The sequence below is a fragment of the Lacihabitans sp. CCS-44 genome, from assembly GCF_024343735.1.
GTDB lineage: Bacteria > Bacteroidota > Bacteroidia > Cytophagales > Spirosomataceae > Leadbetterella.
The window spans coordinates 475,588-500,536 of the sequence record NZ_RJUE01000060.1; the positions used below are offsets into that span (position 1 = coordinate 475,588).

Below are 24,949 nucleotides of genomic sequence, written 5' to 3' on the forward strand. Positions count from 1 at the left end.
ATCAAAAAGCAACAAACACCTCGTTGCCTTCTACTTTCACCTGATAGGTTTTGATTTCGTAGTCGTCGCCACTTAAACAAGCTCCAGACTTGAGCGAAAATGTTTTCTTGTGAAATGGGCAAGCCACTTTGGGGTCCTCGCCCATAGAGCCTATCATTCCTCTTGAAAGAGCCATTTGTTGTTTGTGTGGACAAAGGTTTTGCGTGGCATACCACTCGCCTCGTTTTTTGAAATTATAAATGGCTATTTGTTCTCCATCAAGTAGAACACAAGCCCCTCCGTTTTCAGGAATATCTTCTACTCTACAAGCCAAAATCCACGATGTCATTGTTTCAGTATTATTCATGTTTTTCATTGGTTTCATCATGGCATGAAATAATTCATACAGATGTATCATTGGTTTATTATTCTTACTTTACTACGGCGTTCCAGTCTTCGGCCTTTATTTGTTCACGAAGTGGCTCAAACTTCACTGTAGGGTCTTTTTCTTCAGGGGCATTTACAAAATGTACAAATCTTTTTCTGATCTCAGGCGTTTCCACAGCTTCTTTCCATTCGCATTTGTAGGTATCCACAAGTGCATCCATGTCGGCTTCAAACTGTGCGTTCAATCCCAAGACATCGTCTATAACTACAGATTTTAGGTAGGCCAGTCCACCCTCCATTTTGTCGAGCCATGGGGCTGTTCTTTGAAGTGGTTCAGCTGTTTTTATGTAAAACATCAAGAATCTATCAATCAGCTTTAGACACATTTCGCTGCTAACATCGGTGGCCAATAGTTCTGCATGGCGAGGTTTGGATCCGCCGTTTCCGCATACATAAAGATTCCAGCCTTTTTCGGTGGCTATTATTCCGAAGTCTTTGCTTTGAGCCTCAGCACATTCTCTAATACAGCCTGAAACAGCAGATTTGAGTTTGTGTGGGGAGCGAAGTCCTTTGTACCGGTTCTCAACTTCTATGGCAAAACTTACCGCATCTTGTACACCAAACCTACACCAAGTAGTTCCTACACAGCTTTTTACAGTTCTCAAAGATTTTCCATAAGCTTGTCCACTTTCAAAACCCGCTTCTATCAATTGTTCCCAAATGGCGGGTAAGTCGCCTACGTGAGCACCAAACATATCGATACGCTGACCACCAGTTATTTTGGTATAAAGACCATATTTTTGAGCTACTTCGCCAATTACTATAAGTTTTTCTGGTGTTATTTCTCCACCCGGAATTCTAGGAACTACGGAGTATGTACCGCCTCTTTGGATATTGGCCAAAAATCTGTCGTTAGAATCTTGGGCTGTTAGACGGCCTTTTTCAAGCACGTTTTCGTTCCAAAGACTTGCTAAAATTGATGCCACCGCTGGTTTACAAGTTTCGCAACCATCTCCATGTCCCAAATCTTCCAAAACGTCATCGTAGGTTTTCAGAGCTTTAATTTTTACCAAACTCAACAATTCTTGACGGGTATACTCAAAATGCTCGCAAAGAACGTTTCTAACTACTTTTCCTTGAGATTTAAGAATACCTTGGATTAAATCCTTCACCATAGGCGTACATCCACCACAACCCGTACAAGCTTTTGTTGATTTTTTAAGAGTATCCACGGTATCATTCCCATTTTCAATCACCTCATGGCAAATCTGCCCTTTTGTAATCGCTTCGCAAGAACAAATAAGAGCCTCGTCGGGTAGAGACATCACGCCAGATTCTCCACCAGACTCTCCACCACGAGAGCCCAATATCAAATCTTCTGGGTCGGCAGGAATAGGTAGTTTATTGTTTACTGTTTGCAAAAGCATATTGTATTGCTCGGCATCACCCACCAATATTCCTCCCAAAAGGTATTTATTGTCGTTGCTGATGTTTACACGTTTGTAAACACCCTTGGTTTTGTTTTCATATATAATGGTCTGACAATCTGGCTCTTCGGCAAAAGCATTTCCAAAACTAGCCACATCAACACCAATAAGTTTTAGTTTGGTAGACATGTCGAAGCCTGTAAATTCTTTGGTCGCATTGCCCACTATTTCTGAAGCTACAATGTCTGCCATTTCGTAACCTGGAGCTACCAAGCCGTAAATCATGTGTTCATGCAGGGCACATTCTCCTATCGCAAAAATGCTTTCATCAGAAGTTTGGAGTTTGTTGTTTACCAATATTCCACCTCTTGAACCTACCTCAAGTCCAGCTATTTTGGCCAGTTCGTCACGGGGCTTTATTCCTGCCGATATCACCAACATATCTACTTTTAGTATTTCTCCGTCAGCAAATACCATTTTTTCGAGGGTATCGCCTCCCGCTATTTCTTGGGTGTTTTTGTTACAATGAATCTTTATGCCGAGCGTACTCAATTTGCTTTTTAGAATGTCAGAACCTGCCTGATCTATTTGCCTTGGCATAAGTCTTGGAGCGAATTCTATCACGTGAGTGTCTGTAATACCCAAGTCAAGCAAAGCTTTGGCGGCTTCTAAGCCCAAAAGGCCTCCGCCTATAACGGCTCCGATTTTCGACTTTGCGGCATGAGATTTCATCATATCGAGATCTTCAATCGTTCTGTAAACGAAAACCCCGTCTTTTTCCACCCCCGGAATCGGTGGCACAAAAGGTGCAGAACCCGTGGCGAGTATTAAATAGTCGTAGTTGAGCGAAATACCTTGATGTGTATTGATGATTTTCTTTTCTCTATCAATATTGGTCACTGGGTCGCTGAGGTGTAGTTGTATCTGGTTTTCGGAATACCATTCCAACGGAGCCATGGTAAGTTCTTCTATCGTTTTTTCACCAAAATAAGCACTCAAATGAACCCTGTCGTACGCAGGACGTGGTTCTTCTCCAAACACTATGATGTCGAATTGTTCACTTCCACCTTTGGCGATCAATTTTTCGCAAAATTTGTAACCCACCATTCCATTACCTACAACAACTACTTTCTTTTTCATAAAATCAAATTTTTATTTTGATAAAAAATACTCAATTGTACTTATCTAATATTATATATAAAATGAGTATTAATAAGCAATTAAATATGTAACAATATTAGATAATTGCAATTTAAAATTCTAAGATTGTTGAAGAAATTGTATGAAAAAATACGAAAAAGGTATAATATTGAAATAAATATCAAATTTTACCTAAGAATAGTACAATTGAAGATTTCAAATTTTTTATAAGTATTAATACTCATATATATGAAACCGAAAATAACACTTGTAGGGGCGGGTCCAGGAGATGCCGAACTTATAACTTTAAAAGGAATAAAGGCTTTGGAAAAAGCAGATGTAGTGTTGTATGATGCTTTGGCAAACGAGGAACTTTTGAAATACACGAGAGAAAACTGTAAACATATATTTGTAGGCAAAAGATTTGAGAACCATAGTTTAACCCAAGACCAAATAAACGAGCTTTTGATAGCTTCGGCTTTTGAGTACGGGCATGCTGTTAGACTCAAAGGTGGTGATCCGATCGTATTTGGAAGAGCGACAGAAGAATTGGAATATGCAGAGACTTTTGGAATAGAAACCGAAATTATTTCTGGTGTATCGAGTTGTATTGCTGTACCCACGGCTCAGGGAATTCCGGTAACCAAGCGTGGACTGTCAGAAAGCTTTTGGGTGATGACCGGACACACCAAAGCAAAGGAACTGCCGAAAGACATATACTTGGCTGCTCAGTCGAGTGCTACTATTGTGATATTGATGGGCTTAAGCAAGTTGGAAGAAATTGCTGACATTTTCTCGTCTTTTGGCAAAGCAGAGACACCAGTAGCCATAATCCAGAACGGAACGTGCCACAATGAGCGATTTGTGATAGGTAAAATAAAAGACATAGCCGCCAAAGTAAGGGAAGAAAACATCAAACAGCCGTCGGTAATAATCATTGGTGAAGTAGTGAGCGTGCATAAAGAGTATATTCTAGAATATGGATCGGAAATGTTGTGTGAATGAGTATAATAAATATACATTATAACTTTAGTGTTCTCGATAAATATTATTATCAATAATTAAAGTAGAGGACCTCCCAATCGACCCTGTCAGGGTCGCACTACTTTAGCAAAAGGAAAAATCGAAGAATACATTCGACCCTGTAAAGGTCTAATTATATTAGATAAGAAAAAGTGGAACATTACATCCGACACTGTCAGGGTCGCACTATATTAGCTAGGCAAAAGTTGAACATTACACGCGACTCTGTAAGGGTCGAATTATGTCGGCATTTTAATTATTTCAATAACCGACAACGGAATCAAATTCGATTAACAAACAACCTAAGTAAAAACCTCCTATAAGGTTCAAATTCTGCCTGAAATAAACATAAATATAAATCCCCCACTACTCAAAAGGTATATATAGTTGCACTTCCAAGATTTCTTCTCAAATTCCAACCTTCTTTTTAGAAGACAAATTTGTAATTTTTTAAAAAGTTGGTTTAAAAAAATGAATATTTTAATTCAAAAAGTGAAACATGACTAAAAATTGGTTTCAAAATAACAGTATATGTATCCAAAAAGTAAAAAATAATGAAAAATAAGTGAAATCAAATAATCATAAAAAAGAATGATTTTTTCATTTTCTGATTTGCAAAATATAAATTTTCGAATGTTAAATTAAAAAAAGCAAAGAATTTTTCGTGAAAACAGAAAATAAATACTCAAATATTTATGGGTATTTATACTTAATCATAATTTCGAATCGTCATCATGATTTAAATATTTGAAGACTAAAGGATTAAAGCTAAATCCTGTTTTCATTTGAAAAATAAATAGATTTTAAAAAAGGTGTTGGAGCACCAAAACTCTTGGATGCATACAAGAGAAAAAAATGGCCGAAGGGGTATTGGAGTACCGCCAACGGCCAAAGGAATTGCCTACGGTGTTGAAACACATAGACGGATGTAAAGAAAATCAATAAATTTTCGATTTACAAACCCTCTTCAGAAAAACGAGTTTTCTCGTCCTTGTTTCTTCTTGATCATGAACGCAACAAAACGATTGTTGCAAGTCCCTAAAACTACTATTCAGGATTTTATCTTTAAAAATTAGAACGATGGAAAAGAAACTTCTATTTTCAAAAAAACTTTGGTTATTTATACTTATTTATTTTTTAAAAGTTTCCACTTACGGCCAATTCAGCTTAGTAGGCCAAGTACGTACCCGTACAGAGGTGCGTGATGGTTTGGGAAACTTAGCTCCTATAGACGCAAAAGCAGCGGCTTTTACATCGCAAAGAACTAGGTTAACATTTGGCTATAAATGGGATAGAGTGGTTTTTACAACTGCCATACAAGATGTAAGAGTTTGGGGACAAGATGCTTCAACCATCAGCAATGCAGACGGAAATAGATTAATGGTACACGAAGCCAACGCAGAACTTATATTGGCCAATTCGGCAGATACTACAGTTAAATTCAAAGCAATTCAAAATCTTTCATTAAAAATAGGCAGACAAGAATTGGTATATGATGACGTACGTTTATTGGGCAATTTGGACTGGTTACAGCAAGCACGCAGATTCGATGCGGCTATTTTTAAAGCACAGCATTTGGGATGGGCATTGGATTTTGGTGGAGGATTTAATCAAAATACAGATGGATTTGGAGTGACAGGTACGTCTTACACAGCTGGTAATGCTCCAGCTTCGGCACTTTCAAATAAAAATGTGAGTTTGGCCATTCCACTTGGATTTATACCTACGGCTGGCAAAGGAGGAGCATTGGTATTGGCTACGCCATTGAGCACCAATGGTCAAAATCAACAGTTTAAGTCTTTCCAAATGGCTTACTTGACAAGAAAATTTAAGCAAACAAAACTTTCCGCTTTGTTTTTCAAAGATGATTTTTCAAAGTACATTTCTGACAGTATTGGTAACGCTACTCAAGGCTATGTATATGGCCGAAGATATAATCAAACAGGCGTAAATTCTAGATTAACTTATGGCTTGATGGCCAATAGTCAATTTGGTAATTCATCAGCAATGTTTGGTAAAATTTCGGCTCAGGCTTGGTTCTATGGCCAATCGGGTAAAGATCGTGATGGCTTAATGATTAAAAACGCCTATCACTACGGAGCATTTGCGATGATGCAAAAAGGCAAGTGGTCGTTTGGACCAGGATATGAGGTGCTTACTGGCAACAATGCCTTGAAACCAGTTGCTGGTCAGACCTCTAAATTTGACCCGCTTTACGGCACACCGCACAAGCATTGGGGTTATATGGACTACTTTTATGTAGGCACAGGCTCACCAGCAGGTGGATTGCAAGATGCTTATTTGAAACTCAAATATGTTAACAAAGTTTTCACTTTTACGGCTGACGGACATTATTTTAGCTTAGAATCTGCTACACTCAACAAGTTGGACGGTAACAAACTTTTGGATAAAAAATTAGGTACCGAAATTGATTTTATTGGACAAGTGGCCATGAATAAATTCACTACTTTAGAGCTGGGTTACTCTATCATGAAAGGAAGTAATTCTTTGGAGTATGTAAAATCAAATACCATAGACAAAACCAAGAAAACAGGTAACTGGGCATATTTAATGATCAATATCCGCCCAGATTTCTTCTATACCAAACCAGTAGCTATTAAGCAATAAGTTAATCTTTAAACATCACATTTTCAATTTATTACAAAAATGAAACGAACCATAAAAATATTATCGGTAGCTATGCTTTTGGCCATAGTTTCGGTAACGACATCTTTCAAAACTGCTCCAGCGAGCGTAATTAAACTAGGATTTATTCCGCTTACCGACTGTGCCCCATTGGTAGTAGCCAAAGAATTGGGTCTATTCAAAAAGTATGGCGTAAACGTTGAACTTAGCAAGGAAGCATCTTGGGCCAACATCCGCGACAAAGTATTGAACGGAGAGCTTTCTGGAGCACACTGTTTATTTTCAATGCCGCTTTCGGTTTATACAGGCATTGGTGGCAAAGCAGGTTCTCAAATGAAAATAGCCATGGTTTTGAACAACAACGGCCAAGCCATTACGCTTTCAAAGGACTTTTGTGGAGTGGTTGGATTCAAAGAAACCAGCAAAGTTGCAGCGGCAGTTACGGCTCTAAAAAAGAAAAAAGAAGTGACTTTTGCGATGACTTTTCCGGGTGGCACACACGACATTTGGTTGAGAAATTGGATGGCAGCTGCGGGAATCAATCAAAAATCTGTGGGTATCATCACTATTCCACCGCCTCAAATGGTGGCCAACATGAAAGTAGACAACATGGAGGGCTTTAGCGTAGGCGAACCATGGAATGGCGTTGCAGCTGCACAGAACGTTGGTTTTACAGAAATTACCTCACAGGATATCTGGAAAAATCACCCAGAAAAAGCATTGGTTGTAAACTCTGAATTTGCTTCTGAGAACAGAGCCGATTTGAAAAACGTAATGAAAGCCATAGTAGAAGCTTGCAAATGGCTAGACGCCAGTGCCGCAAACCGCAAAAAAGCAGTAAGTTGGCTTACAAAACCATACTATGTAAATGCTCCAGTCGCGGCTATAGAAAGCCGAATACTGGGTTCATATGACCTTGGCTGTGAGCTAGGTGCACAAAAATATGGCGACAACAACATGCGTTTTTATAATAACGGAGTAGTAAATACACCACTTAAATCGCACGCAATCTGGTTCTTGGCACAATATGTTCGTTTTGGTATGCTTAAATCTGCTCCTGATTATAAGGGAATAGCTGAAAAACTAATCTTGGACGACCTATGGGCGGAAGTGGCAAAAGAAACAGGAGTACCTGTTCAGGCAGACATGAAAGGTTTTAAAACCAACCTTGATGTGGCATTTGACCCAAGCAATCCTTCGGCATATCTTGGTAGTACACGCAAATAACAATTTGTTCGGGAGGTGAGCAATCGCCTCCTGAATTCACAAAAAGCATTAAAATCATGAAAAGCATATTTTCTTTAAAAACCTTATATTCAATAGTCTACTTTGTGGGTAGCATGGTCATTTTGCTCTTGATTTGGAGCTTGGTTTCGGCCATTACCAAAAACGAAATCCCTGGCCCAATAGCTACTTGGTCTGTGTTTTTCGAAATGCTCAAAGACCCATTTTACGACTACGGTCCTAACGACAAAGGCATTGGTATTCAACTCTGGAGTTCTATTAAGCGTGTAATGATGGGTTTTGGTCTTGGTAGTCTTTTGGCTATTCCTTTGGGTATGCTCATGGGAGGCTCTAAGTTTACCATGAACTTACTCAATCCTCTTATTCAGGTTCTTCGTCCAGTTTCGCCTTTGGCGTGGTTTCCATTGGGGCTTTTGGCTTTCAAAGCATCAGAAGGAGCAACTATATTTATCATTGCTATTACTTCGCTTTGGCCGACATTAATCAACACCGCGTTCGGAGTTTCGAGCATACCCGACGACCACAAAAACGTGGGTAAAGCTTTCGGCTTTTCTCGTTGGAAATACATCACCAAAATCCTTATTCCCTTCGCGTTGCCTCATATTATTACAGGCTTGAGATTGGCCATCGGAGTAGCGTGGATGGTGATTGTAGCTGGAGAAATGCTCTCTGGAGGTGTGGGAATAGGTTTCTTTGTGTGGGATTCGTGGAATGGTTTAAGTCTGGAAAAAATCCTTTCAGCCATACTTATCATCGGTTTTGTGGGCTTATTACTCGACAAGTTTTTCAATGGTCTTCAGAATTATTTCGCCTACGAAAACAAGAAATGACTCAAATTGAAAAGTTGGAAATAATTTCTAAACAAAAAACATCATGATAACAGAATTAGAAAACGAAATATTAATTGAGAAAAAGGCAGAAACTTCTAATTGCATTTCTGTAAAAAATGTAACTATATCTTTCAAAACCAATGGCAAAGGTACTTTTACGGCGGTAAAAGACATAGACTTGGATATCAAAAAGGGCGAAATAGTGAGTATTATTGGTCACTCAGGTTGCGGCAAATCCACTTTGATGAACTCTATCAGCGGTATGGTAAAACCTACCTCTGGAGAAGTAACTGTAAACGGAAACAAGGTAACAGGCCCAGGGCCAGACAGAGGCATCGTATTCCAAAACTACTCGCTTTTGCCATGGATGACGGTTTATAGAAACGTTTATGAAGCCGTAGATTCGGTTTTGAAAGACAAATCAGCAGCAGAAAAGAAAGAAATTGTAGAATACAACTTAAAGATGGTCAATCTTTTACAACACAAAGACAAACTCCCAAGCCAACTATCCGGGGGTATGAAACAACGTACTGCCATAGCTCGGGCCTTTGCCATCAATCCTTCGGTGTTGTTGCTTGACGAACCCTTTGGAGCATTAGATGCCCTCACCAAAGGCTCTATGCATGTAGAGTTGCTTAAAATCTGGAACCTCAACAAACGTCAACAAACCATCGTGATGGTAACGCATGATATTGAGGAGGCCATATTCTTATCGGACAGAGTGGTAGTAATGAACGACGGCCCAGAAGCCACCATCCGTGAAATTGTGAATATCAACATTGCTCGCCCAAGAAACAAGAAAGATATTGTTCATTTGCCAGAATACATGAAAGTACACGACAAACTCTTAAGTCTTTTGGTAAAAAACCTATCTATTGACGACGTAATTTTTGAGTAAGTGTTTATATTTTTTTTGAAATGGCATTGGGTCTTTTCTGAGGACTCAGTGCTTTTTTAAAGCATTCGCTAAAGATAATAATAAATGAGTTTAGCCTAGACTCCTTTCATTAAGTCTTTATTTCAAACAAAGTTCTCCAATGAATCGGTGTTGGCTTAGTTTTCTAATAGGTTTTCTGTGTGAAATCTAAAAACTCTTTTGGGTTTAAAACTGGAAATTTTTCTGCCTGGTTAAAGTCTTTTTTATTTGCAGTAATGAAATAGTCTATTTTGGCAATTGAAAGAGCTGTAAAATATTGAAATGCGTCTTCAAGGTCCTCAAAATTTGAGATACAAGCTTTTTCAAAAAACTCTTTTTTACAATTTGCAACTTCTAAAAAAGCCAGGATGCGAGACATTATTCTCTTTGTTTCGGCACTGTTTTTTACTGATTTTTCAATTACATAAGCCAAAGTATAGAGACTGCCACTAGAAACAAACAATCTATAATTTCCAACCTCAGCATTTTTTAAGATTATGGTTGCTTCTTTTCCAAAGGAATGATCTCTTGCCAAAATCCAGTCTAGCAAAACATTGGTATCTAGAAAAATCTTCATAACCCCAATTTATCGTTAGCCATCATTTCTTTTATTTCATCATCCGTCCACTTTTGTTTTACTATTCCATGTAAAGAATTGGCCTCAGAATTTTCAATAAATTGTTGATTAGCCAGATTTAATAAGTAATTCGACACTATTTCAGACAAAGATTGTTGCTTTATTTCAGACACTTTCTTGGCTCTAATTATAATGCTTTCCTCTACCGATAATGTTAATTTTACTTTCCCCATTACGTATATATTTTAAATAATATGTAAACATACGTATATTTTTGTTTTGCATTAAACTATTCTAGTAATATTAAGTATTTTACTTTCCTACCATAAATTTTCTTTAGTTCTCCTTTTCAAAAAAGTCTTCAAATTGTCATTTCCTAACAAAATATAAATTTTCTAAGATTATCTAAAAGACAAATGGGAAAGTTTTAAAATACTTAAAATAAATACTCATATATTTTTGAGTATAAATACTTATTTTTAATTTTGAGTAGTTCAATTGAGTATTGGCTTTGATTCATAGCCAGGCAATCATTTAGCATTCATTATTCTAAAAAATAAATAGTATGAAAAACAGCACCAAACCTTTAGAAAACCTCAGAATCTTCGATCTATCTTCGGTTCAAATGAGGACTTTCCATATCACTTGGCTTACTTTTTTTATGTGTTTTTTTGGTTGGTTTGGTTTGGCTCCACTTATGCCTACTATCCGCGAAGACCTTGGACTTACCAAAGGTCAAGTCGGCAATATCATTATTGCTTCTGTGTCAGCTACTATTTTTGCTAGACTTTTTATAGGTAGATTGTGCGACACTTGGGGGCCGCGTAAAACCTATACCGCCCTTTTGGTTTTGGGTTCTATTCCCGTGTTTCTAGTAGGTTTGTCACATTCTTACACTACTTTCTTGTTGTTTAGATTAGCCATTGGTGTTATAGGGGCATCGTTTGTGATTACGCAATATCACACCTCTGTGATGTTTGCACCCAACATCAAAGGTACAGCCAATGCCGTTGCGGGCGGTTGGGGTAACCTAGGTGGCGGAATTACCAATATGGTGATGCCTGTTATTTTTGCTGCCATAGTTGGTTTGGGATACACCAACAGTGAGGCTTGGAGGTTAGCCATGATTGTTCCAGGAAGTATGTTACTAATCTGTGCATTTTTATATTACAATTATACCCAAGATTCACCAGACGGTAATTTTTCTGATTTTGTAAAACCTATTGGCAAAAAAGAAAACACAAATACCCTAGAAGTACTGACCGACTGGAGAGTGTGGGTACTGGCTTTGGCATATTCTATTTGTTTTGGTATGGAAATCACATTTGACAACGTAGCCGCATTGTATTTTGTAGATACTTTTAATTTTGACCAAAAAGCGGCCGGATTATTAGCAGGACTTTTTGGCTTTATGAATATTTTCGCAAGAGCTTTAGGGGGCATTTTTGCCGATAGAATCGGTAGAGTTTACGGAATCAGCGGGAAAAGCTGGTTGTTAGCTGGTTTTTTGGTTTTGGAAGGAATCGGGCTTTATTTTTTCTCAAATACATTAACCATTACCTACGCCATAGTAGCCATGCTTTCTTTTGCACTATTCTTAAAAATGGCCAACGGTGCTACTTATGCCATTACTCCTTTTATCAATTCAAAAAACGTAGGTTTAGTGGCTGGTATAGTTGGTGCAGGTGGAAATATCGGCGGCATGCTGATGGGTTTCTTGTTTAAATCAGAGTCAATTTCTTATGCTGAGGCTTTCCAGTATATCGGTGGTGCAGCAGTGATAGTAGGTTTATTGGTAGCACTGACCAAGTTTGCTACAAAAAACAAAGAAATCAAACCTAGTACGGTATTAGAAGAAGTTTTGGCCTAAATAGTAAGGGTTTTAAATAAGGTAAAAATGAACGAAAAGAGCTATAAATCAACGTGTTGTTATTGTGGAGTGGGTTGTGGGATTGTTATAAAAGAAAAAAGCAACGGCTCAATTATAGTTGAAGGAGACAAAGATCATCCTGTAAACCGAGGGATGCTTTGCTCAAAAGGCATGAACTTGCACTATACGGTGATGGACAAGTCGGATCGTTTGTTGGCACCACAAATGCGGCTCAACCGCAACATGCCCTTAGAGCAAGTTTCGTGGGATGCAGCATTAGACCGCACAGCAGCCATTTTTAAAACTTTCATAGCCAAATATGGCCCAGAATCTGTTGGGTTTTATGTATCTGGGCAGTGTTTAACAGAAGAATATTATCTTTGGAATAAGCTGATGAAGGGATTCATCGGAGCCAACAATATAGATACCAACTCGCGTTTGTGCATGTCATCTGCGGTGGTTGGTTATAAATTGAGTTTGGGCGAAGACGCCGTACCCGTTTGTTATGACGACATCGAGCTTTCAGATGTTATATTGGTAGAAGGAGCCAATCCTGCCTGGTGTCACCCGATTATTTGGCGAAGAGTGGAGGCCCACAAAGCCGCCAATCCACACGTTAAAATCATCGTTGTAGATCCTCGAAAAACCCAAACGGTGGCTTCGGGAGATTTACATTTAGACATAAACCCAGGGACAGATGTTGCTCTAAATTATGCTATTGCCCGAGTTTTGATAGAAACAGGTAAGATTGATGCCGAATTTATTGAGAATCACACGGAAGGCATAGAGGCGTTTAAAGAAAAAGTTTTTGAAAAAACGGTTTCAGAATACGCCAAAATATGTGGGGTAGAATTACAAAAAATCAAAACGGCAGCCAAGTGGATTGGCCAATCGAAGGGCTTTTTGTCGATGTGGACCATGGGACTTAATCAGTCGGTAATAGGCGTAAACAAAAACCTTTCGCTCATAAACCTTTTGCTGATCACAGGCAAAATCGGTAAGCCCGGTAATGGGCCTTTCTCATTAACAGGTCAGCCCAATGCAATGGGAGGTCGTGAAGTGGGCGGCTTGGCGAATATGTTGGCTTCGCACCGCGACTACGCAAATCCTGCTCATCGTAACGAAATGCAGGCTTTCTGGGGTGGAAGTGCCATCTCGGAGAAACCCGGCCTCACTGCCACAGAAATGTTTCAGGCTCTGGCAGATGGTAAAATGAAAGCCATTTGGATTGTTTGCACCAACCCATTGGTGAGTATGCCAGATGCCAATATGATAGAAAAAGCCTTGAAAAACGCCAAATTGGTGGTGGTTCAGGACGTTTCTAATAAATCGGACACCACAAAATTTGCAGATATTGTTCTTCCAGCCGCCGCTTGGACAGAGAAAGATGGAACCATGACCAATGCTGAGCGTCGTATTTCGTATTTGAGTAAAGTGGGAGAGACACCCGGAATCGCACTTCCTGATACGGAAATTATCTGCCGTTTTGCAGAAAAAATGGGCTGGGGAGATAAGTTTTCTTACAACAAAACCGAAGATATATACAAGGAGTACATCAAAACTACAGAAGACACCAACATCGATGTTTCTGGATTAGACTTCGAAAAACTTCAAAATTTTGGAACGGTTCAATGGCCATTTACAAAAAAAATGAGTACTGACGAATCTTCCATCGGAACGGAGAGGTTGTTTACTGATCATTCATTTTATACAGCTTCCAAAAAAGCTCAGATTCATGCAGTACCGTTTCAGAATCAGTCAGAGCAAATTTCAGGGGATTTCCCTTTAATTCTAATTACTGGGCGAATTAGAGATCAATGGCACACCATGACCAAAACGGGTAGGGTGAATAAACTTAACCAACACATCAACCAGCCTTATGTTGAAATGAACCCAATCGATGCCAAAGATAGGGGCATTTCAGACGGCGACGTAGTGATGGTGGGCGGTTTGCGTGGAGAAGTAAAAGTAAAAGTTATTCTGACAGACGACCTCAAAAAAGGAAACTGCTTTATGCCCATGCATTGGGGCAAAATACTCAACCGAAACTTTGGAAGGGCAAACAATCTTACCAACAGTTTGGTGGATCCGCGTTCGAAAGAACCCGATTTCAAATATTCGGTTGTTGAAATTTCTAAATACGAAAAGCCGAAAGAAAAAATAATAGTAATAGGAGCGGGGTCTGCCGGATTAGGGTTTATTTCGGCATACAGAAAATACAATCAAACAGATGATATTGAGGTATTTAGCAAAGAAATATATCCTTTTTACAACCGCGTAATGTTACCCGACTATATCAGTGGCACACAGACTTGGGATCAGCTCGTAAAACTCCGTGAAGACCAGTTTGAGGAAAACAACATAGTGGTACACAAAGGCATCAGCATTGAGCATATTGATCGCAAAAACAAAATTTTGACCGACTCAAAAGGCAGAGAACATTCTTATGATAAATTATTTTTGGGAATGGGAAGCAAGGCCTTTATGCCGAAAAACTTTCCACAGATCCCAGGGATTTTCAATATGCGTAGCCGCATAGATGCGGACCAACTGGCTCCATTTCTAAAAAAAGGCGGGAATGCTGTTGTAGTTGGTGGTGGACTTTTGGGTTTGGAAATGGCGGCTTCATTGAAAGAAATTGATGTAAACGTTACCGTAGTTCAGCGTATTAGTAGGCTTATGGACAGGCAGTTAGATTTGCTTGGTAGTGCCATATTGCATGAAGAAATAGCCGCAAGAGGTATTGAGGTTTACTTTAATGACGAAGTAGAGCAGTTTTATGGAACCGACAAAATAGAAGGAATCAGACTAAAATCGGGCAGAAAACTACCTTGTGATGCCATGCTGGTGGCCGCAGGAACTATGCCAGTAATAGAATTGGCCAAAGAAGCGGGCTTGGAATGCAATAGGGGTGTAAAAGTCAACGAATATCTGCAAACGTCGGATGAGAATATCTTTGCTTGTGGTGAAATAGCTGAATGGAACAACCAGCTTTGGGGAATCACGGCTGCCGCGGAGCAACAAGCGGAGATAGTGGCCAAATTTTTAGCTGGTGACTTGGCAAGTTATTATAAAGGAAGTTTATCGATGAATCTCCTCAAAATGGCAGGATTAGAACTCTGTTCTTTGGGCGAAATAGAAATTCCGAATGGTGAAGAAGGATATGAGGAAGTAGTATTTATTGACAAAGCCAAGCATTTTTATAAAAAATGTGTCATCAAAAATGATCGTTTGGTTGGGGCAATATTGATAGGAGACAAGTCAGAATTTTTAGAATTCAAAAATCTGATTGCTGATGGTATCGAATTGTCAGATAAGCGTTTACAATTACTTCGTTCGGGCAAAAAACCCGAGCCAGTATTGGGAAAAATTGTGTGTTCGTGTAACAACATTGGTGAAGGAAATCTGAAGAAAGCCATCAAAGGTGGTTGTGTGATTTTCGATAATCTTTGCCAGGAAACTGGTGCTGGCACAGGCTGCGGTTCATGCCGACCAGAAGTCAGAGGAATTCTCGAGAAAAGCTTGGCAGAGGCAGAGGAGGCCATTTCCGTGGCATAATTTTGTTTTAAATATTGTTCAAACTACTAATGTTAAGTCTTTCAATAAAAGAAATAGCGTCTTAGCGACCTTGCGGTAAATCATTAAAACATTGAATTATGAATGATTTTTATAAAATAAGAATAAACTTCAAAGGCGGCGTAGTATCGCCCGGCGAACTGAAGCAAATACTTGAGGCAGCCAAAAGTGCTCATGTAAAAGAAGTTAGACTGAGTTTACGCCAGCAACTGATTCTTCATTTGCCGCATCAATTTGCCAGAAATTTCGAGAAAAGTTTAGCAGACTTAAACTTGAAATTTCAAATAGATTCTAACGAAAGACCTAACTTGGTGAGTTCGTATGTTGCTGAAGATGTTTTTCAAAAAGGCAACTGGATCACTGAAGGAATTTACAAAGATATCTTCGATACTTTCGACTATGATTCAAAGCTAAAAATCAACATTTCGGACAATGCCCAAAGTTTCACGCCCTTTTTCTCAGGACACCTCAACTTTGTATCCTCTAGCACCCCCAATTTTTGGTATTTGTTTCTAAGAAAGCCAAAAACCAATTCGGTTTATTCTTACGATAGGCTCATTTTTTCTAACGAAATATCCAAAGTTTCGAAAAGTATTGAAGAAACGCTAGAACAGTTTCCTGAAAATGAAGCCAAAGATATTTTCAAAAACATCCCCAAAATCATTTCTATTGCCAAAGAAGAGGAGTTGAAGCTGCCAAAATTCACCTTGCCCTACTATGAAGGATTTAACAGATATGGCAAAAAAACATGGTTAGGAATTTATCGTAGAAATGAGCTTTTCTCAGTTTCATTTTTATTGGAAATGTGTGATTTGTGCCTTTTTACAAAGCTCGGAGAGATTTGTTTTACACCATGGAAGTCTTTGATTATTAAAGGGATAGAAGAAAGAGACAGAAAATATTGGAGTTCAATATTAGCAAAGCACAATATAAACGTGAGGCATGCCGCTAATGAGCTTAACTGGCAAGTAGAAGACGATTCTGAAGAGGCTCTAAAGCTAAAAAACGAATTGGTAGAATCTTTCAACAGGCAAGATATTCGGACATTTGGAATATGTTTTGGTATAAAGACGGTACAAAAGACTGAAGTTTTTGCATCAATAATGGTGCAGCGTCGCCGTACCAAATTGTTCAATCTCATACCTTTTTTCAACGTTTACGACATTTCTTACACCGAAGATTTTGACCCTAATGGCCGTACAAAAGTGTATTTTGCTCAGGGTATTCAAAAAGTAAATTTACCTGAACAACTCCGAAGATCTGTATTGCTATATAATCATCAACTGTCAGAAAACACTATAAAAAAGTTAGACGATCAAATTCAGGAATCAGAAATAAAAAAGGCTAGAAAAATAAGAGCCTATCAGTGTAAAACGTGCCTTTCAGTCTATGATTCTCGCTATGGAGATGAATTGGCGGGTATTCCGGCAGGCATAACTTTCGAAAACCTACCTAAGGAATATTGTTGCGGTGTGTGCGAAGGGGAAAAGGCTAATTTTAGGACTATAGAACTCGAAGATAACTTTGTGCATTCATAAATAAAGCAATCCTAGGATTGCTTTATTTATGAATGCTAATTTATCGGCACAGTTTTTCATTATGACAAAATGAATTTCATAAAGTTTTACTTTTTGTAAACCACCCCATCTTTCATCACAAAGCTCATTTTCATAAGAGCTTTTACGTCTTTTGTGGGGTCTTCGTCTATGGCCACAATGTCTGCCAATTTTCCAGCCTCTATCGCTCCAAGTTCGTTTTCCATTCCTAATACAAAAGCGTTGGTTACCGTGGCTGCTTTCAAAGCTTCCATAATAGGCATACCTGCTTCAGTCATATACATGAATTCTTTGGCATTATATCCATGCGGAAATACTCCTGCGTCAGTTCCAAAGCATATTTTTACACCAGCTTTGTAGGCTCTAGCAAAAGCATCTTGAATCAAAACACCCGTTTCTAAGGCTTTTTTTACCACAAATGGATGGTAATAACCTGGGATTTTTGCAGAATCAGAAGCAGTTTTGCCGGCAATAATGGTAGGTACCAAATAAGCACCTTTCTCTTTGAAAAGTGCTATACATTCATCATCAAGAAAAGAACCGTGCTCTATAGTGGTTACACCCGCTCGCAATGCACGTTTCATGCCTTCAGCACCATGTGCATGAGCAGCTACTCCAAAGCCATAATCTTTTGCGGTAGCAATCAATGCGTTCAACTCATCGTCTTGAAATTGCGGACCTTTTCCATTTTTAGCTATACTCAATACACCTCCAGTGGCCGTTATTTTTATCCAATCTGCACCATCTTGATAGCGTTGTCTGACGGCTTTACGTGCGTCTTCGGCTGAATTAACTACACCATTAGAAGCGTCTTCTGGTAATGAGAGTTTAGTGCCTATTCCGTTGCTTGGGTCACCATGTCCGCCTGTCGTAGCGATGGTTTTGCCCGAAGTAAATATTCTCGGACCAATTACCGAACCTCTTGAAATGGCATTTCTTAGAGAAATATTTACATTACTACCACCTAAGTCTCTTACAGTGGTAAAGCCCGCCATCAGGGTTATCTTGGCATATTTTTGCGACTCAAAAGCCACGTCTGCCTCACTATATTGTATTCTTTTCTGAAACTGATCTTTGGCTGTTTGGCTTTCAATGTGTACGTGCATGTCTATAAGCCCAGGCATCACATATTTTTTACTTAGGTCTATCACATTATCTGTTTTTTCACCTTTTTGTAAGCCACTTTTTACTTCAACAATTTTATTGCCCTCCACAACTATGGTCATATCTTTCAGCACCTTTTGATTTCGGGTGTCTATCAGATTTCCACATTGTATGTAGGTTTTTTGGGCAAAAGTCGAAAAAGAAGCCAATACAGCAAGAAGGAGAGTTTTTTTCATGATTTGGTTAGTTTGTTTATTTCAAAAGTAAAGATTTTGGAGCCGATGTGACAAATTTATATTGAAAAAATTAATTTGACAGTTCCTTAGACATTGGTTTGTGTATTTTCTCTGCCTTTTCCAGCATCTTTTGTACTCTCATCAGCTGCATCATTTTCTTAAACCTCTGCTCATGAATGTTCAACTCAGATACTTTTTTGCCTAAGTACAGTTCTTCTTTCATCTCGTAATTTAGGTATTTTTCAGAATTTGGCAAATTAATTTGCCAATAAAATAGTTCCAAAAGTCATTTAAAAATTACACATTCACTAATTATCACATTAGCAAATCATCACATTAATTAATAGCCTCTCTTATCCTCACCAAATCCACCAATAGTTGCTCCAAGTTATCCAAATGCAGCATATTGGCTCCATCTGACTTTGCATTGGCGGGGTCTGGATGAGTTTCTATAAAAAGCCCATCAGCCCCTACGGCAATGGCGGCTTTAGCTATTGTACTTATCATTTTTGGATTTCCACCTGTCACGCCTGAGGTCTGATTGGGTTTTTGAAGAGAATGCGTACAATCCATAACCACAGGAGCTCCAAATTCTTTCATATCCACTAGGTTTCTATAATCAACTACCAAGTCAGAATAGCCAAAACTATTACCCCTATCGGTCAACATTCCTTGAACAGCAGGGTTTATAGATTTTATTTTTTCTATCGCAAAACCCATAGAAGCACCAGAAAGGAATTGCCCCTTTTTGATGTTTACCGATTTCCCTGTTTTGGCGGCGGCTTCTAAAAGTTCTGTTTGACGACATAGAAATGCTGGTATTTGCAAGACATCCACATAAGCGGCGGCCAATTCTGCTTCCTTGGTTTCATGGATGTCTGTTACAGTAGGTATGCCAAAAGTTTTTCCGATTTCTTCTAATATTTTCAATGCCTTTTCGTCGCCTATTCCAGTAAAACTGTTGGCCTTGGTTCGGTTGGCTTTTCTATAACTTCCTTTAAAGATATACGGAATTTCAAGCCTTAAACAAATACCGTTTACTTTTTCAGCAATCCTTAAGGCCAAATCACGGTCTTCAATGGCACACGGGCCAGCCATCAGGAAAAAATTATTACTATCGTATTTGGCTATTTTGTTGAGTTTAAGCGACATTATTTATTTTGTTTTTAAAATTTCTGTAAATATCCGAACAATCTTTCATTCAAAAAAAAGAGATTCATTTTGTTGGTTTCATATAAAATCCATTTCTTTGCAATGTTTTTCACCAAAATACATTTTTAAAATGTCTGATATAGCATCTAAAGTAAAGAAAATTATTGTTGAGAAGCTCGGCGTAGACGAAACTGAAGTTACAGCTGAGGCCTCATTTACAAACGACTTGGGAGCGGATTCGCTTGACACAGTTGAGTTAATAATGGAATTTGAGAAGGAATTTAACGTTTCTATTCCTGATGACCAAGCTGAAAACATTCAGACTGTAGGTCAGGCAATAACTTATTTAGAAGAAAACGCTAAATAATTATTTTCTCATTCAATTAAGTTCAATATTCAATTGATAAATGTTAATTTGCATTGTCAATAGGGTATTGAACTTTTAATTTTCAAATAATATGACATTAAAAAGAGTTGTCGTTACTGGACTCGGAGCACTTACTCCAATAGGTAACACCGTCGAAGAATTTTGGAATGGCCTTTCAAACGGCGTTAGCGGTTGTGATTTTATCACCCGTTTCGATGCCACAAATTTCAAAACAAGATTTGCCTGCGAAGTCAAAAACTTCGAAGTTACAGACTTCATTCCAAGACAAGATGCTCGTAAAATGGACTTATTTACACAGTTTGGAGTTGTTATAGCCGATCAGGCAATAGTGGATTCTGGATTGTCAGACGAAAACGTTAACAAAGAGAAAGTTGGAGTAATATGGGGTTCGGGCATTGGCGGTCTTAAGACTTTTGAAGACGAAATGATTGCTTTCGCTCAAGGCAACGGCACTCCAAGGTTTAATCCTTTCTTTATTCCTAAAATGATAGCAGATAGCGTGTCGGGGCAAATATCCATAAGACACGGTTTTCGAGGGCCAAACTACGTAACAGTTTCTGCTTGCTCATCTGCCAACAACGCCATCATAGATGCCTTCAATTATATCAGATTAGGTCGTATTATAGCTTGTGTATCTGGTGGTTCTGAAGCTACAGTTGCTCAGGCAGGTATCGGAGGTTTTAATGCTTTAAAAGCACTTTCAGAAAGAAACGATGACCCGAAAACTGCATCTCGTCCTTATGATAGAGATAGAGATGGTTTCGTATTGGGCGAAGGTGGCGGAGCAATAGTATTAGAAGAATATGAACACGCAAAAGCCAGAGGAGCAAAAATCTATTGTGAACTAATTGGCGGAGGCTTTTCTTCAGATGCTTACCACATTACAGCTCCACATCCTGAAGGCTACGGAGCGTATCTTTCAATGAAAGACGCTCTAGAAGATGCTCAAATTGCACCAGAAGAAGTAGATTATATCAATACTCATGGTACATCAACTCCGCTTGGTGACCCACAAGAAATAAAAGCAATAGAGCAATTATTTGGCGAGCATGCTTATAAAGTTTCTATAAGTTCTACCAAATCTATGACTGGTCACTTGCTTGGAGGAGCGGGAGCAGTGGAATCGGTGGCAGGAATATTGGCATTGGAGCATCAAATGGTTCCGCCAACTATCAACCTTGACAATATTGATGAAGTCATTGACCCGAGAATAGACTTAACACCAAATGTCGCCAAAGCCAAAAAACTCAATGTTGTGCTAAGCAATTGTTTCGGTTTTGGGGGCCACAATGCAACACTTATCTTCCGAAAAATCTAGTAGATATATTTTATGACAATCATTTACTAAATGGAATTCGGAATGACATTATTTGGTTTTTTGAAACAAGACTCGAAGCAAAAAGAATTTATTAAGTCTATTGAACAAATAATAGGTTCAAAGCCCAAAAATAAACTTCTGTATGAACTGGCGTTCAGACATACTTCAGCCTCAAAAAACAATGGAATAAACAGCTTTAAAGAATCAAACGAAAGGCTTGAATTTCTTGGAGACTCTGTACTGGGTATGGTGGTGGCAGAATATCTTTTCAAAAAGTATCCATTTAAAGACGAAGGTTTTCTTACCGAAATCAGATCAAGAATTGTAAATCGAGAATCGCTTAATATTTTAGCACGTAGAATCGGCCTCGATAAACTCATTGAGTTTGACGGACAGCGTAATTTTCACCGTACGTCTATGTTCGGTGATGCCATGGAAGCCCTCATCGGAGCTATTTATCTCGACAAAGGTTTTGCATTCACCAAACGATTCATTATTTCTAAACTTCTTTCAAATCATTTCGACCTCGACGAGGTTATTTCAAACAACACCAATTATAAATCTACTATTCTAAGCTGGGCCCAGGCGGACGGCCGAAAGGTGGAATTTCTTATTGTCGAAGAAAAAGGAAAAAACCACAGTAAAGAATTCATAGCCCAAGTTTTGGTAGACACCCAAGTGATAAGTTCGGGCAGTGGCTGGAATAAAAAGAAAGCCGAACAAGATGCTTCACGAAGAGCTTGCGAAATTCTGAGTATCTAAAGTAGAGCGATTTGAAAAATCGCTCATCCTTAAAAATTTCATCTAAGCAACTTACTCTATTTTTAGAAACCCCACTTTTCTAAAAAACTCTTAATCTATTTCTTTAGGAGAAATTCAACCAGATCTTTATTTTTACCATTATTTCCTAATTGAGAAATAAAGACTCAAGTCTGTTTCAAACCCTGTCTTTTACTGGTATCCTAAAAATTGATTATCTCTTTATGTCTGATTCAAAAATTTCTCGCCGTCAATTCACCATTGCCTCATCGGCCTTTCTTTTATCACCACCTTTAGCATTTTCTAAAAGTGAAGATTTCCCTGTCGTAAGGATTGATAAAGCACAAAGAAAATTTAGAGATGCTCTGGTAGAAAAAACGATAGAAAGAATCAAAGCAAAATGTGCAGATAAAGAAATAGCGTGGCTTTTTGAGAATTGTTTTCCAAATACGCTCGATACCACAGTTTCACATATTCAAAAAGACGGAGTTTTTGATACCTTCGTCATCACGGGTGATATTCATGCTATGTGGCTGAGAGATAGCACAGCACAAGTTTGGCCTTATCTTGAAATTTCAAAAGACTCCAAGCCTCTTCAAGATTTAATTCTTGGAGTTATAAATCGCCAAGCAGCTTGTATAATTATAGATCCCTACGCCAACGCTTTCAACGAAAAGCCCGAAAAAAGCGAATGGTATTCCGACCACACCGATATGAAGCCAGAACTCCACGAACGCAAATGGGAAATCGACTCGTTGTGTTACCATATAAGGTTATCATATAATTTTTGGAAAAAAATTGGCCGAAAAGAGCAATTCACTGATCAGTGGTTGAAGTCTGCCAAGTTAATTGTGGACACTTTTATTGAGCAACAAAGATTAACCTCAAAAGGTCCGTATCGTTTCGGACGTACCACGTCTTGGTCAACAGATACTGTCCCAGGCAATGGTTATGGCAACCACACCAAACCCAATGGCATGATTCATAGTACTTTCAGGCCTTCTGACGATGCCACGCAATATCCATTTTTAGTTCCCTCCAATCTTTTTGCTGTAAAATGTTTGGAACAATTGGCCGAAATAGCCAAAGACATATATAAGGATGTCAGTTTCTCCGAAAAATGCATTTCTTTGGACAAGCAAGTTCAAAAGGCCATTCAACAATTTGCTATCGTCAAGCATCCCGATTTTGGTTCTATTTATGCTATGGAGGTCGATGGATTCGGCAATGCCCTTTTCCAAGACGATGCCAACGTGCCCAATCTACTCGGTTTACCTTACCTCGGTGCTCTGAAAACTACAGATCCTATATATATCAACACCAGACGATTTGTATTATCTTCCCAAAACCCATACTATTTTAAGGGAAAAGCAGCCGAAGGCATCGGAAGCCCGCATACACTCATAAATCAAATCTGGCCAATGAGCCTTATTATGCGAGCCATGACTTCACAGTCAGACACCGAAATACTCCAACAATTGAAGTTCCTAAAAAACACCCATGCCAGCACAGGCTTCATGCATGAATCTTTCGATAAAGACGACGCCTCCAAATTTACCAGAAAGTGGTTCGCCTGGGCCAATACTCTTTTTGGGGAACTAATCCTCAAAATAGAAAAAGAAAGGCCGCATCTATTAAAGCAAGTTTTGTAAAAGAGTCCTCTATATAAAGTGGTAGCCTTTTCATGGGGTGCCCCTCTGTCCCAGAAGAGACAGAGCAAGAATATTGGGGGGGCTGTGGGTCGTGTAGAGCTAGGCTCGTAATCTTCGCATCCTGATGCTCGATTATGTTCCCGCTTATGTGTCCGGCCTATGAGCTAGGCCATAAAGAGCTCACAGTTGGTGAGCGATAGTCGAACCACTATCCTTCACGCAAAATAGGAAACAAATCAGACCAGCCGCAGGCGAGGTCGCAACTCCTTACCCTCCTTCGCAAGGAGGGTCGGCCGCAGGCCGGGGTGGTTAGTAGTACAATTCACTCACCTCAGGCCTGGGTGGTTAATCAGCCAAACACCAATCATAAGTTGGAACCTTCATAAAATTTCAATTACCGGAATATAAATATTTTGAGCTGTCGTCAAAACGCAAAATGGGACAAAAGGTCCCAAGAAAGCCCATTCAATCCAGAAAAAGGAGGTTTGCGTCAAAAAACCACATATAACGAAACGTTAAATAAATATAACGAAAGCAAGAATTTTCGAGGATGGAGAAGTCAAAAGTCTTTGAAAAGCAGTGAATTAGGTTAAATGCTTAAAAAGAATATTAAAATAATATTTGGAAAAGGGTTAAGTAGTGTCTTACCTTTGCACTCCCAAACGGCGAGGAAGTATAGATGGAGAAGCTAGAAGAGGGATAAAGTTCATAAAAATAAATAAATTTTTTTCTTGAAAACATTTGGGGATTAAAAAAAGGTTGTTACCTTTGCACCCCGATTAAGACGGAAGGAAACGAGAAGGAAAGAGAAAGGAGACTGGAAACAGTGACGAGCTCACGCAGAAGTGGGATAAAGTTCATTAACTTATTGGAGATAGAGACGAAACATAAAGTTGGGAGATCTTTCGATGTAAGAAATTACTATGGAGAGTTTGATCCTGGCTCAGGATGAACGCTAGCGGCAGGCTTAATACATGCAAGTCGAGGGGGCAGCAATGTCACCGGCGAACGGGTGCGTAACGCGTATGCAACCTACCTACATCAGGGGGATAGCCCTAGGAAACTGGGATTAACACCGCATAATACTAGACATGGCATCATGATTAGTTGAAATATTTATAGGATGTAGATGGGCATGCGTAGGATTAGCTAGTTGGTAAGGTAACGG

19 protein-coding genes and 1 rRNA gene are annotated in these 24,949 nt (G+C 38.9%); 13 read left to right on the forward strand and 7 right to left on the reverse strand.

Features of this window, described 5'->3' with window-relative positions; genetic code table 11:
* Position 1: 1 nt before the first annotated feature.
* Complete coding sequence (gene nirD / locus EGI26_RS16275; RefSeq protein WP_255080120.1) at positions 2 to 355, reverse strand: nitrite reductase small subunit NirD; 354 nt, start codon at positions 353 to 355, stop codon at positions 2 to 4.
* Positions 356 to 410: 55 nt separating this feature from the next.
* On the reverse strand, positions 411 to 2,933 hold the full coding sequence (gene nirB / locus EGI26_RS16280) for a nitrite reductase large subunit NirB (RefSeq protein WP_255080096.1): 2,523 nt from the start codon (positions 2,931 to 2,933) through the stop codon (positions 411 to 413).
* Between the two features lie 249 nt (positions 2,934 to 3,182).
* On the opposite strand from nirB, the gene cobA reads away from it, so the two are divergent.
* The 5 genes from cobA to EGI26_RS16305 all read left to right on the forward strand — a co-directional run bounded on the left by cobA (position 3,183) and on the right by EGI26_RS16305 (position 9,575).
* Positions 3,183 to 3,938, forward strand: a complete 756-nt coding sequence (gene cobA, locus EGI26_RS16285; protein WP_255080097.1) for a uroporphyrinogen-III C-methyltransferase — start codon at positions 3,183 to 3,185, stop codon at positions 3,936 to 3,938.
* 1,098 nt (positions 3,939 to 5,036) lie between these two features.
* Positions 5,037 to 6,584, forward strand: coding sequence for an alginate export family protein (locus EGI26_RS16290; protein WP_255080098.1), 1,548 nt, complete (start codon positions 5,037 to 5,039; stop codon positions 6,582 to 6,584).
* A gap of 39 nt (positions 6,585 to 6,623) precedes the next feature.
* Positions 6,624 to 7,829, forward strand: coding sequence for a CmpA/NrtA family ABC transporter substrate-binding protein (locus tag EGI26_RS16295; RefSeq protein ID WP_255080100.1), 1,206 nt, complete (start codon positions 6,624 to 6,626; stop codon positions 7,827 to 7,829).
* A 56-nt stretch (positions 7,830 to 7,885) separates the two neighbouring features.
* Positions 7,886 to 8,677 carry a nitrate ABC transporter permease gene (ntrB, locus tag EGI26_RS16300; protein ID WP_255080101.1) on the forward strand — a complete coding sequence of 264 codons (792 nt, stop codon included), beginning with the start codon at positions 7,886 to 7,888 and terminating at the stop codon, positions 8,675 to 8,677.
* Between the two features lie 43 nt (positions 8,678 to 8,720).
* Positions 8,721 to 9,575, forward strand: coding sequence for an ABC transporter ATP-binding protein (locus tag EGI26_RS16305; RefSeq protein ID WP_255080102.1), 855 nt, complete (start codon positions 8,721 to 8,723; stop codon positions 9,573 to 9,575).
* Between the two features lie 163 nt (positions 9,576 to 9,738).
* Here the strand turns inward: EGI26_RS16305 and EGI26_RS16310 are convergent, their stop codons facing one another.
* Both EGI26_RS16310 and EGI26_RS16315 read right to left on the reverse strand, forming a co-directional pair.
* Positions 9,739 to 10,170, reverse strand: coding sequence for a PIN domain-containing protein (locus tag EGI26_RS16310; RefSeq protein WP_255080103.1), 432 nt, complete (start codon positions 10,168 to 10,170; stop codon positions 9,739 to 9,741).
* Positions 10,167 to 10,403, reverse strand: a complete 237-nt coding sequence (locus tag EGI26_RS16315; RefSeq protein WP_255080104.1) for a DUF6364 family protein — start codon at positions 10,401 to 10,403, stop codon at positions 10,167 to 10,169. Before EGI26_RS16315 ends, EGI26_RS16310 begins: the two co-directional genes overlap by 4 nt.
* A 332-nt stretch (positions 10,404 to 10,735) precedes the next feature.
* Here EGI26_RS16315 and EGI26_RS16320 point away from each other — a divergent pair, with 332 nt between their 5' ends.
* The 3 genes from EGI26_RS16320 (at position 10,736) to EGI26_RS16330 (ending at position 17,154) form a co-directional block, all read left to right on the forward strand.
* Positions 10,736 to 12,040 (forward strand): NarK family nitrate/nitrite MFS transporter, encoded by a 1,305-nt coding sequence (locus EGI26_RS16320; RefSeq protein ID WP_255080105.1) that lies wholly within the window; start codon positions 10,736 to 10,738, stop codon positions 12,038 to 12,040.
* Between the two features lie 27 nt (positions 12,041 to 12,067).
* The gene (locus EGI26_RS16325) at positions 12,068 to 15,598 is read left to right on the forward strand and encodes a nitrate reductase (RefSeq protein ID WP_255080106.1); all 3,531 of its coding nucleotides are present in this window, start codon (positions 12,068 to 12,070) and stop codon (positions 15,596 to 15,598) included.
* Positions 15,599 to 15,696: 98 nt separating this feature from the next.
* Positions 15,697 to 17,154 carry a rubredoxin domain-containing protein gene (locus tag EGI26_RS16330; protein WP_255080107.1) on the forward strand — a complete coding sequence of 486 codons (1,458 nt, stop codon included), beginning with the start codon at positions 15,697 to 15,699 and terminating at the stop codon, positions 17,152 to 17,154.
* Between the two features lie 86 nt (positions 17,155 to 17,240).
* On the opposite strand, the gene EGI26_RS16335 is transcribed toward EGI26_RS16330, so the two are convergent.
* The 3 genes from EGI26_RS16335 to kdsA all read right to left on the reverse strand — a co-directional run bounded on the left by EGI26_RS16335 (position 17,241) and on the right by kdsA (position 19,664).
* Complete coding sequence (locus EGI26_RS16335) at positions 17,241 to 18,512, reverse strand: amidohydrolase family protein (protein WP_255080108.1); 1,272 nt, start codon at positions 18,510 to 18,512, stop codon at positions 17,241 to 17,243.
* A gap of 70 nt (positions 18,513 to 18,582) precedes the next feature.
* The gene (locus EGI26_RS16340) at positions 18,583 to 18,735 is read right to left on the reverse strand and encodes a hypothetical protein (RefSeq protein WP_255080109.1); all 153 of its coding nucleotides are present in this window, start codon (positions 18,733 to 18,735) and stop codon (positions 18,583 to 18,585) included.
* Between the two features lie 113 nt (positions 18,736 to 18,848).
* A complete protein-coding gene (kdsA, locus tag EGI26_RS16345) occupies positions 18,849 to 19,664 on the reverse strand; it encodes a 3-deoxy-8-phosphooctulonate synthase (RefSeq protein ID WP_255080111.1) in 816 nt (271 codons plus the stop codon).
* Positions 19,665 to 19,794: 130 nt separating this feature from the next.
* Here kdsA and EGI26_RS16350 point away from each other — a divergent pair, with 130 nt between their 5' ends.
* The 5 genes from EGI26_RS16350 to EGI26_RS16370 all read left to right on the forward strand — a co-directional run.
* A complete protein-coding gene (locus EGI26_RS16350; RefSeq protein WP_255080112.1) occupies positions 19,795 to 20,031 on the forward strand; it encodes an acyl carrier protein in 237 nt (78 codons plus the stop codon).
* Positions 20,032 to 20,122: 91 nt separating this feature from the next.
* Entirely contained in the window at positions 20,123 to 21,370 is a 1,248-nt protein-coding gene (fabF, locus tag EGI26_RS16355) for a beta-ketoacyl-ACP synthase II (RefSeq protein ID WP_255080113.1), read from the forward strand.
* Positions 21,371 to 21,400: 30 nt separating this feature from the next.
* Entirely contained in the window at positions 21,401 to 22,132 is a 732-nt protein-coding gene (gene rnc, locus EGI26_RS16360) for a ribonuclease III (RefSeq protein WP_255080114.1), read from the forward strand.
* Between the two features lie 221 nt (positions 22,133 to 22,353).
* Entirely contained in the window at positions 22,354 to 23,781 is a 1,428-nt protein-coding gene (locus EGI26_RS16365) for a glycoside hydrolase family 125 protein (RefSeq protein ID WP_255080115.1), read from the forward strand.
* Between the two features lie 920 nt (positions 23,782 to 24,701).
* Positions 24,702 to 24,949, forward strand: a 16S ribosomal RNA gene (locus tag EGI26_RS16370); the annotation flags it as partial.

What these genes read in the sequence shown, in the direction of transcription:
- nirD (WP_255080120.1), bottom strand. Translation starts at nt 355, where the DNA reads ATGAAAAACATGAATAATACTGAAACAATGACATCGTGGATTTTGGCT.
- nirB (WP_255080096.1), bottom strand. Translation starts at nt 2,933, where the DNA reads ATGAAAAAGAAAGTAGTTGTTGTAGGTAATGGAATGGTGGGTTACAAA.
- cobA (WP_255080097.1), top strand. Translation starts at nt 3,183, where the DNA reads ATGAAACCGAAAATAACACTTGTAGGGGCGGGTCCAGGAGATGCCGAA.
- EGI26_RS16290 (WP_255080098.1), top strand. Translation starts at nt 5,037, where the DNA reads ATGGAAAAGAAACTTCTATTTTCAAAAAAACTTTGGTTATTTATACTT.
- EGI26_RS16295 (WP_255080100.1), top strand. Translation starts at nt 6,624, where the DNA reads ATGAAACGAACCATAAAAATATTATCGGTAGCTATGCTTTTGGCCATA.
- ntrB (WP_255080101.1), top strand. Translation starts at nt 7,886, where the DNA reads ATGAAAAGCATATTTTCTTTAAAAACCTTATATTCAATAGTCTACTTT.
- EGI26_RS16305 (WP_255080102.1), top strand. Translation starts at nt 8,721, where the DNA reads ATGATAACAGAATTAGAAAACGAAATATTAATTGAGAAAAAGGCAGAA.
- EGI26_RS16310 (WP_255080103.1), bottom strand. Translation starts at nt 10,170, where the DNA reads ATGAAGATTTTTCTAGATACCAATGTTTTGCTAGACTGGATTTTGGCA.
- EGI26_RS16315 (WP_255080104.1), bottom strand. Translation starts at nt 10,403, where the DNA reads ATGGGGAAAGTAAAATTAACATTATCGGTAGAGGAAAGCATTATAATT.
- EGI26_RS16320 (WP_255080105.1), top strand. Translation starts at nt 10,736, where the DNA reads ATGAAAAACAGCACCAAACCTTTAGAAAACCTCAGAATCTTCGATCTA.
- EGI26_RS16325 (WP_255080106.1), top strand. Translation starts at nt 12,068, where the DNA reads ATGAACGAAAAGAGCTATAAATCAACGTGTTGTTATTGTGGAGTGGGT.
- EGI26_RS16330 (WP_255080107.1), top strand. Translation starts at nt 15,697, where the DNA reads ATGAATGATTTTTATAAAATAAGAATAAACTTCAAAGGCGGCGTAGTA.
- EGI26_RS16335 (WP_255080108.1), bottom strand. Translation starts at nt 18,512, where the DNA reads ATGAAAAAAACTCTCCTTCTTGCTGTATTGGCTTCTTTTTCGACTTTT.
- EGI26_RS16340 (WP_255080109.1), bottom strand. Translation starts at nt 18,735, where the DNA reads ATGAAAGAAGAACTGTACTTAGGCAAAAAAGTATCTGAGTTGAACATT.
- kdsA (WP_255080111.1), bottom strand. Translation starts at nt 19,664, where the DNA reads ATGTCGCTTAAACTCAACAAAATAGCCAAATACGATAGTAATAATTTT.
- EGI26_RS16350 (WP_255080112.1), top strand. Translation starts at nt 19,795, where the DNA reads ATGTCTGATATAGCATCTAAAGTAAAGAAAATTATTGTTGAGAAGCTC.
- fabF (WP_255080113.1), top strand. Translation starts at nt 20,123, where the DNA reads ATGACATTAAAAAGAGTTGTCGTTACTGGACTCGGAGCACTTACTCCA.
- rnc (WP_255080114.1), top strand. Translation starts at nt 21,401, where the DNA reads ATGGAATTCGGAATGACATTATTTGGTTTTTTGAAACAAGACTCGAAG.
- EGI26_RS16365 (WP_255080115.1), top strand. Translation starts at nt 22,354, where the DNA reads ATGTCTGATTCAAAAATTTCTCGCCGTCAATTCACCATTGCCTCATCG.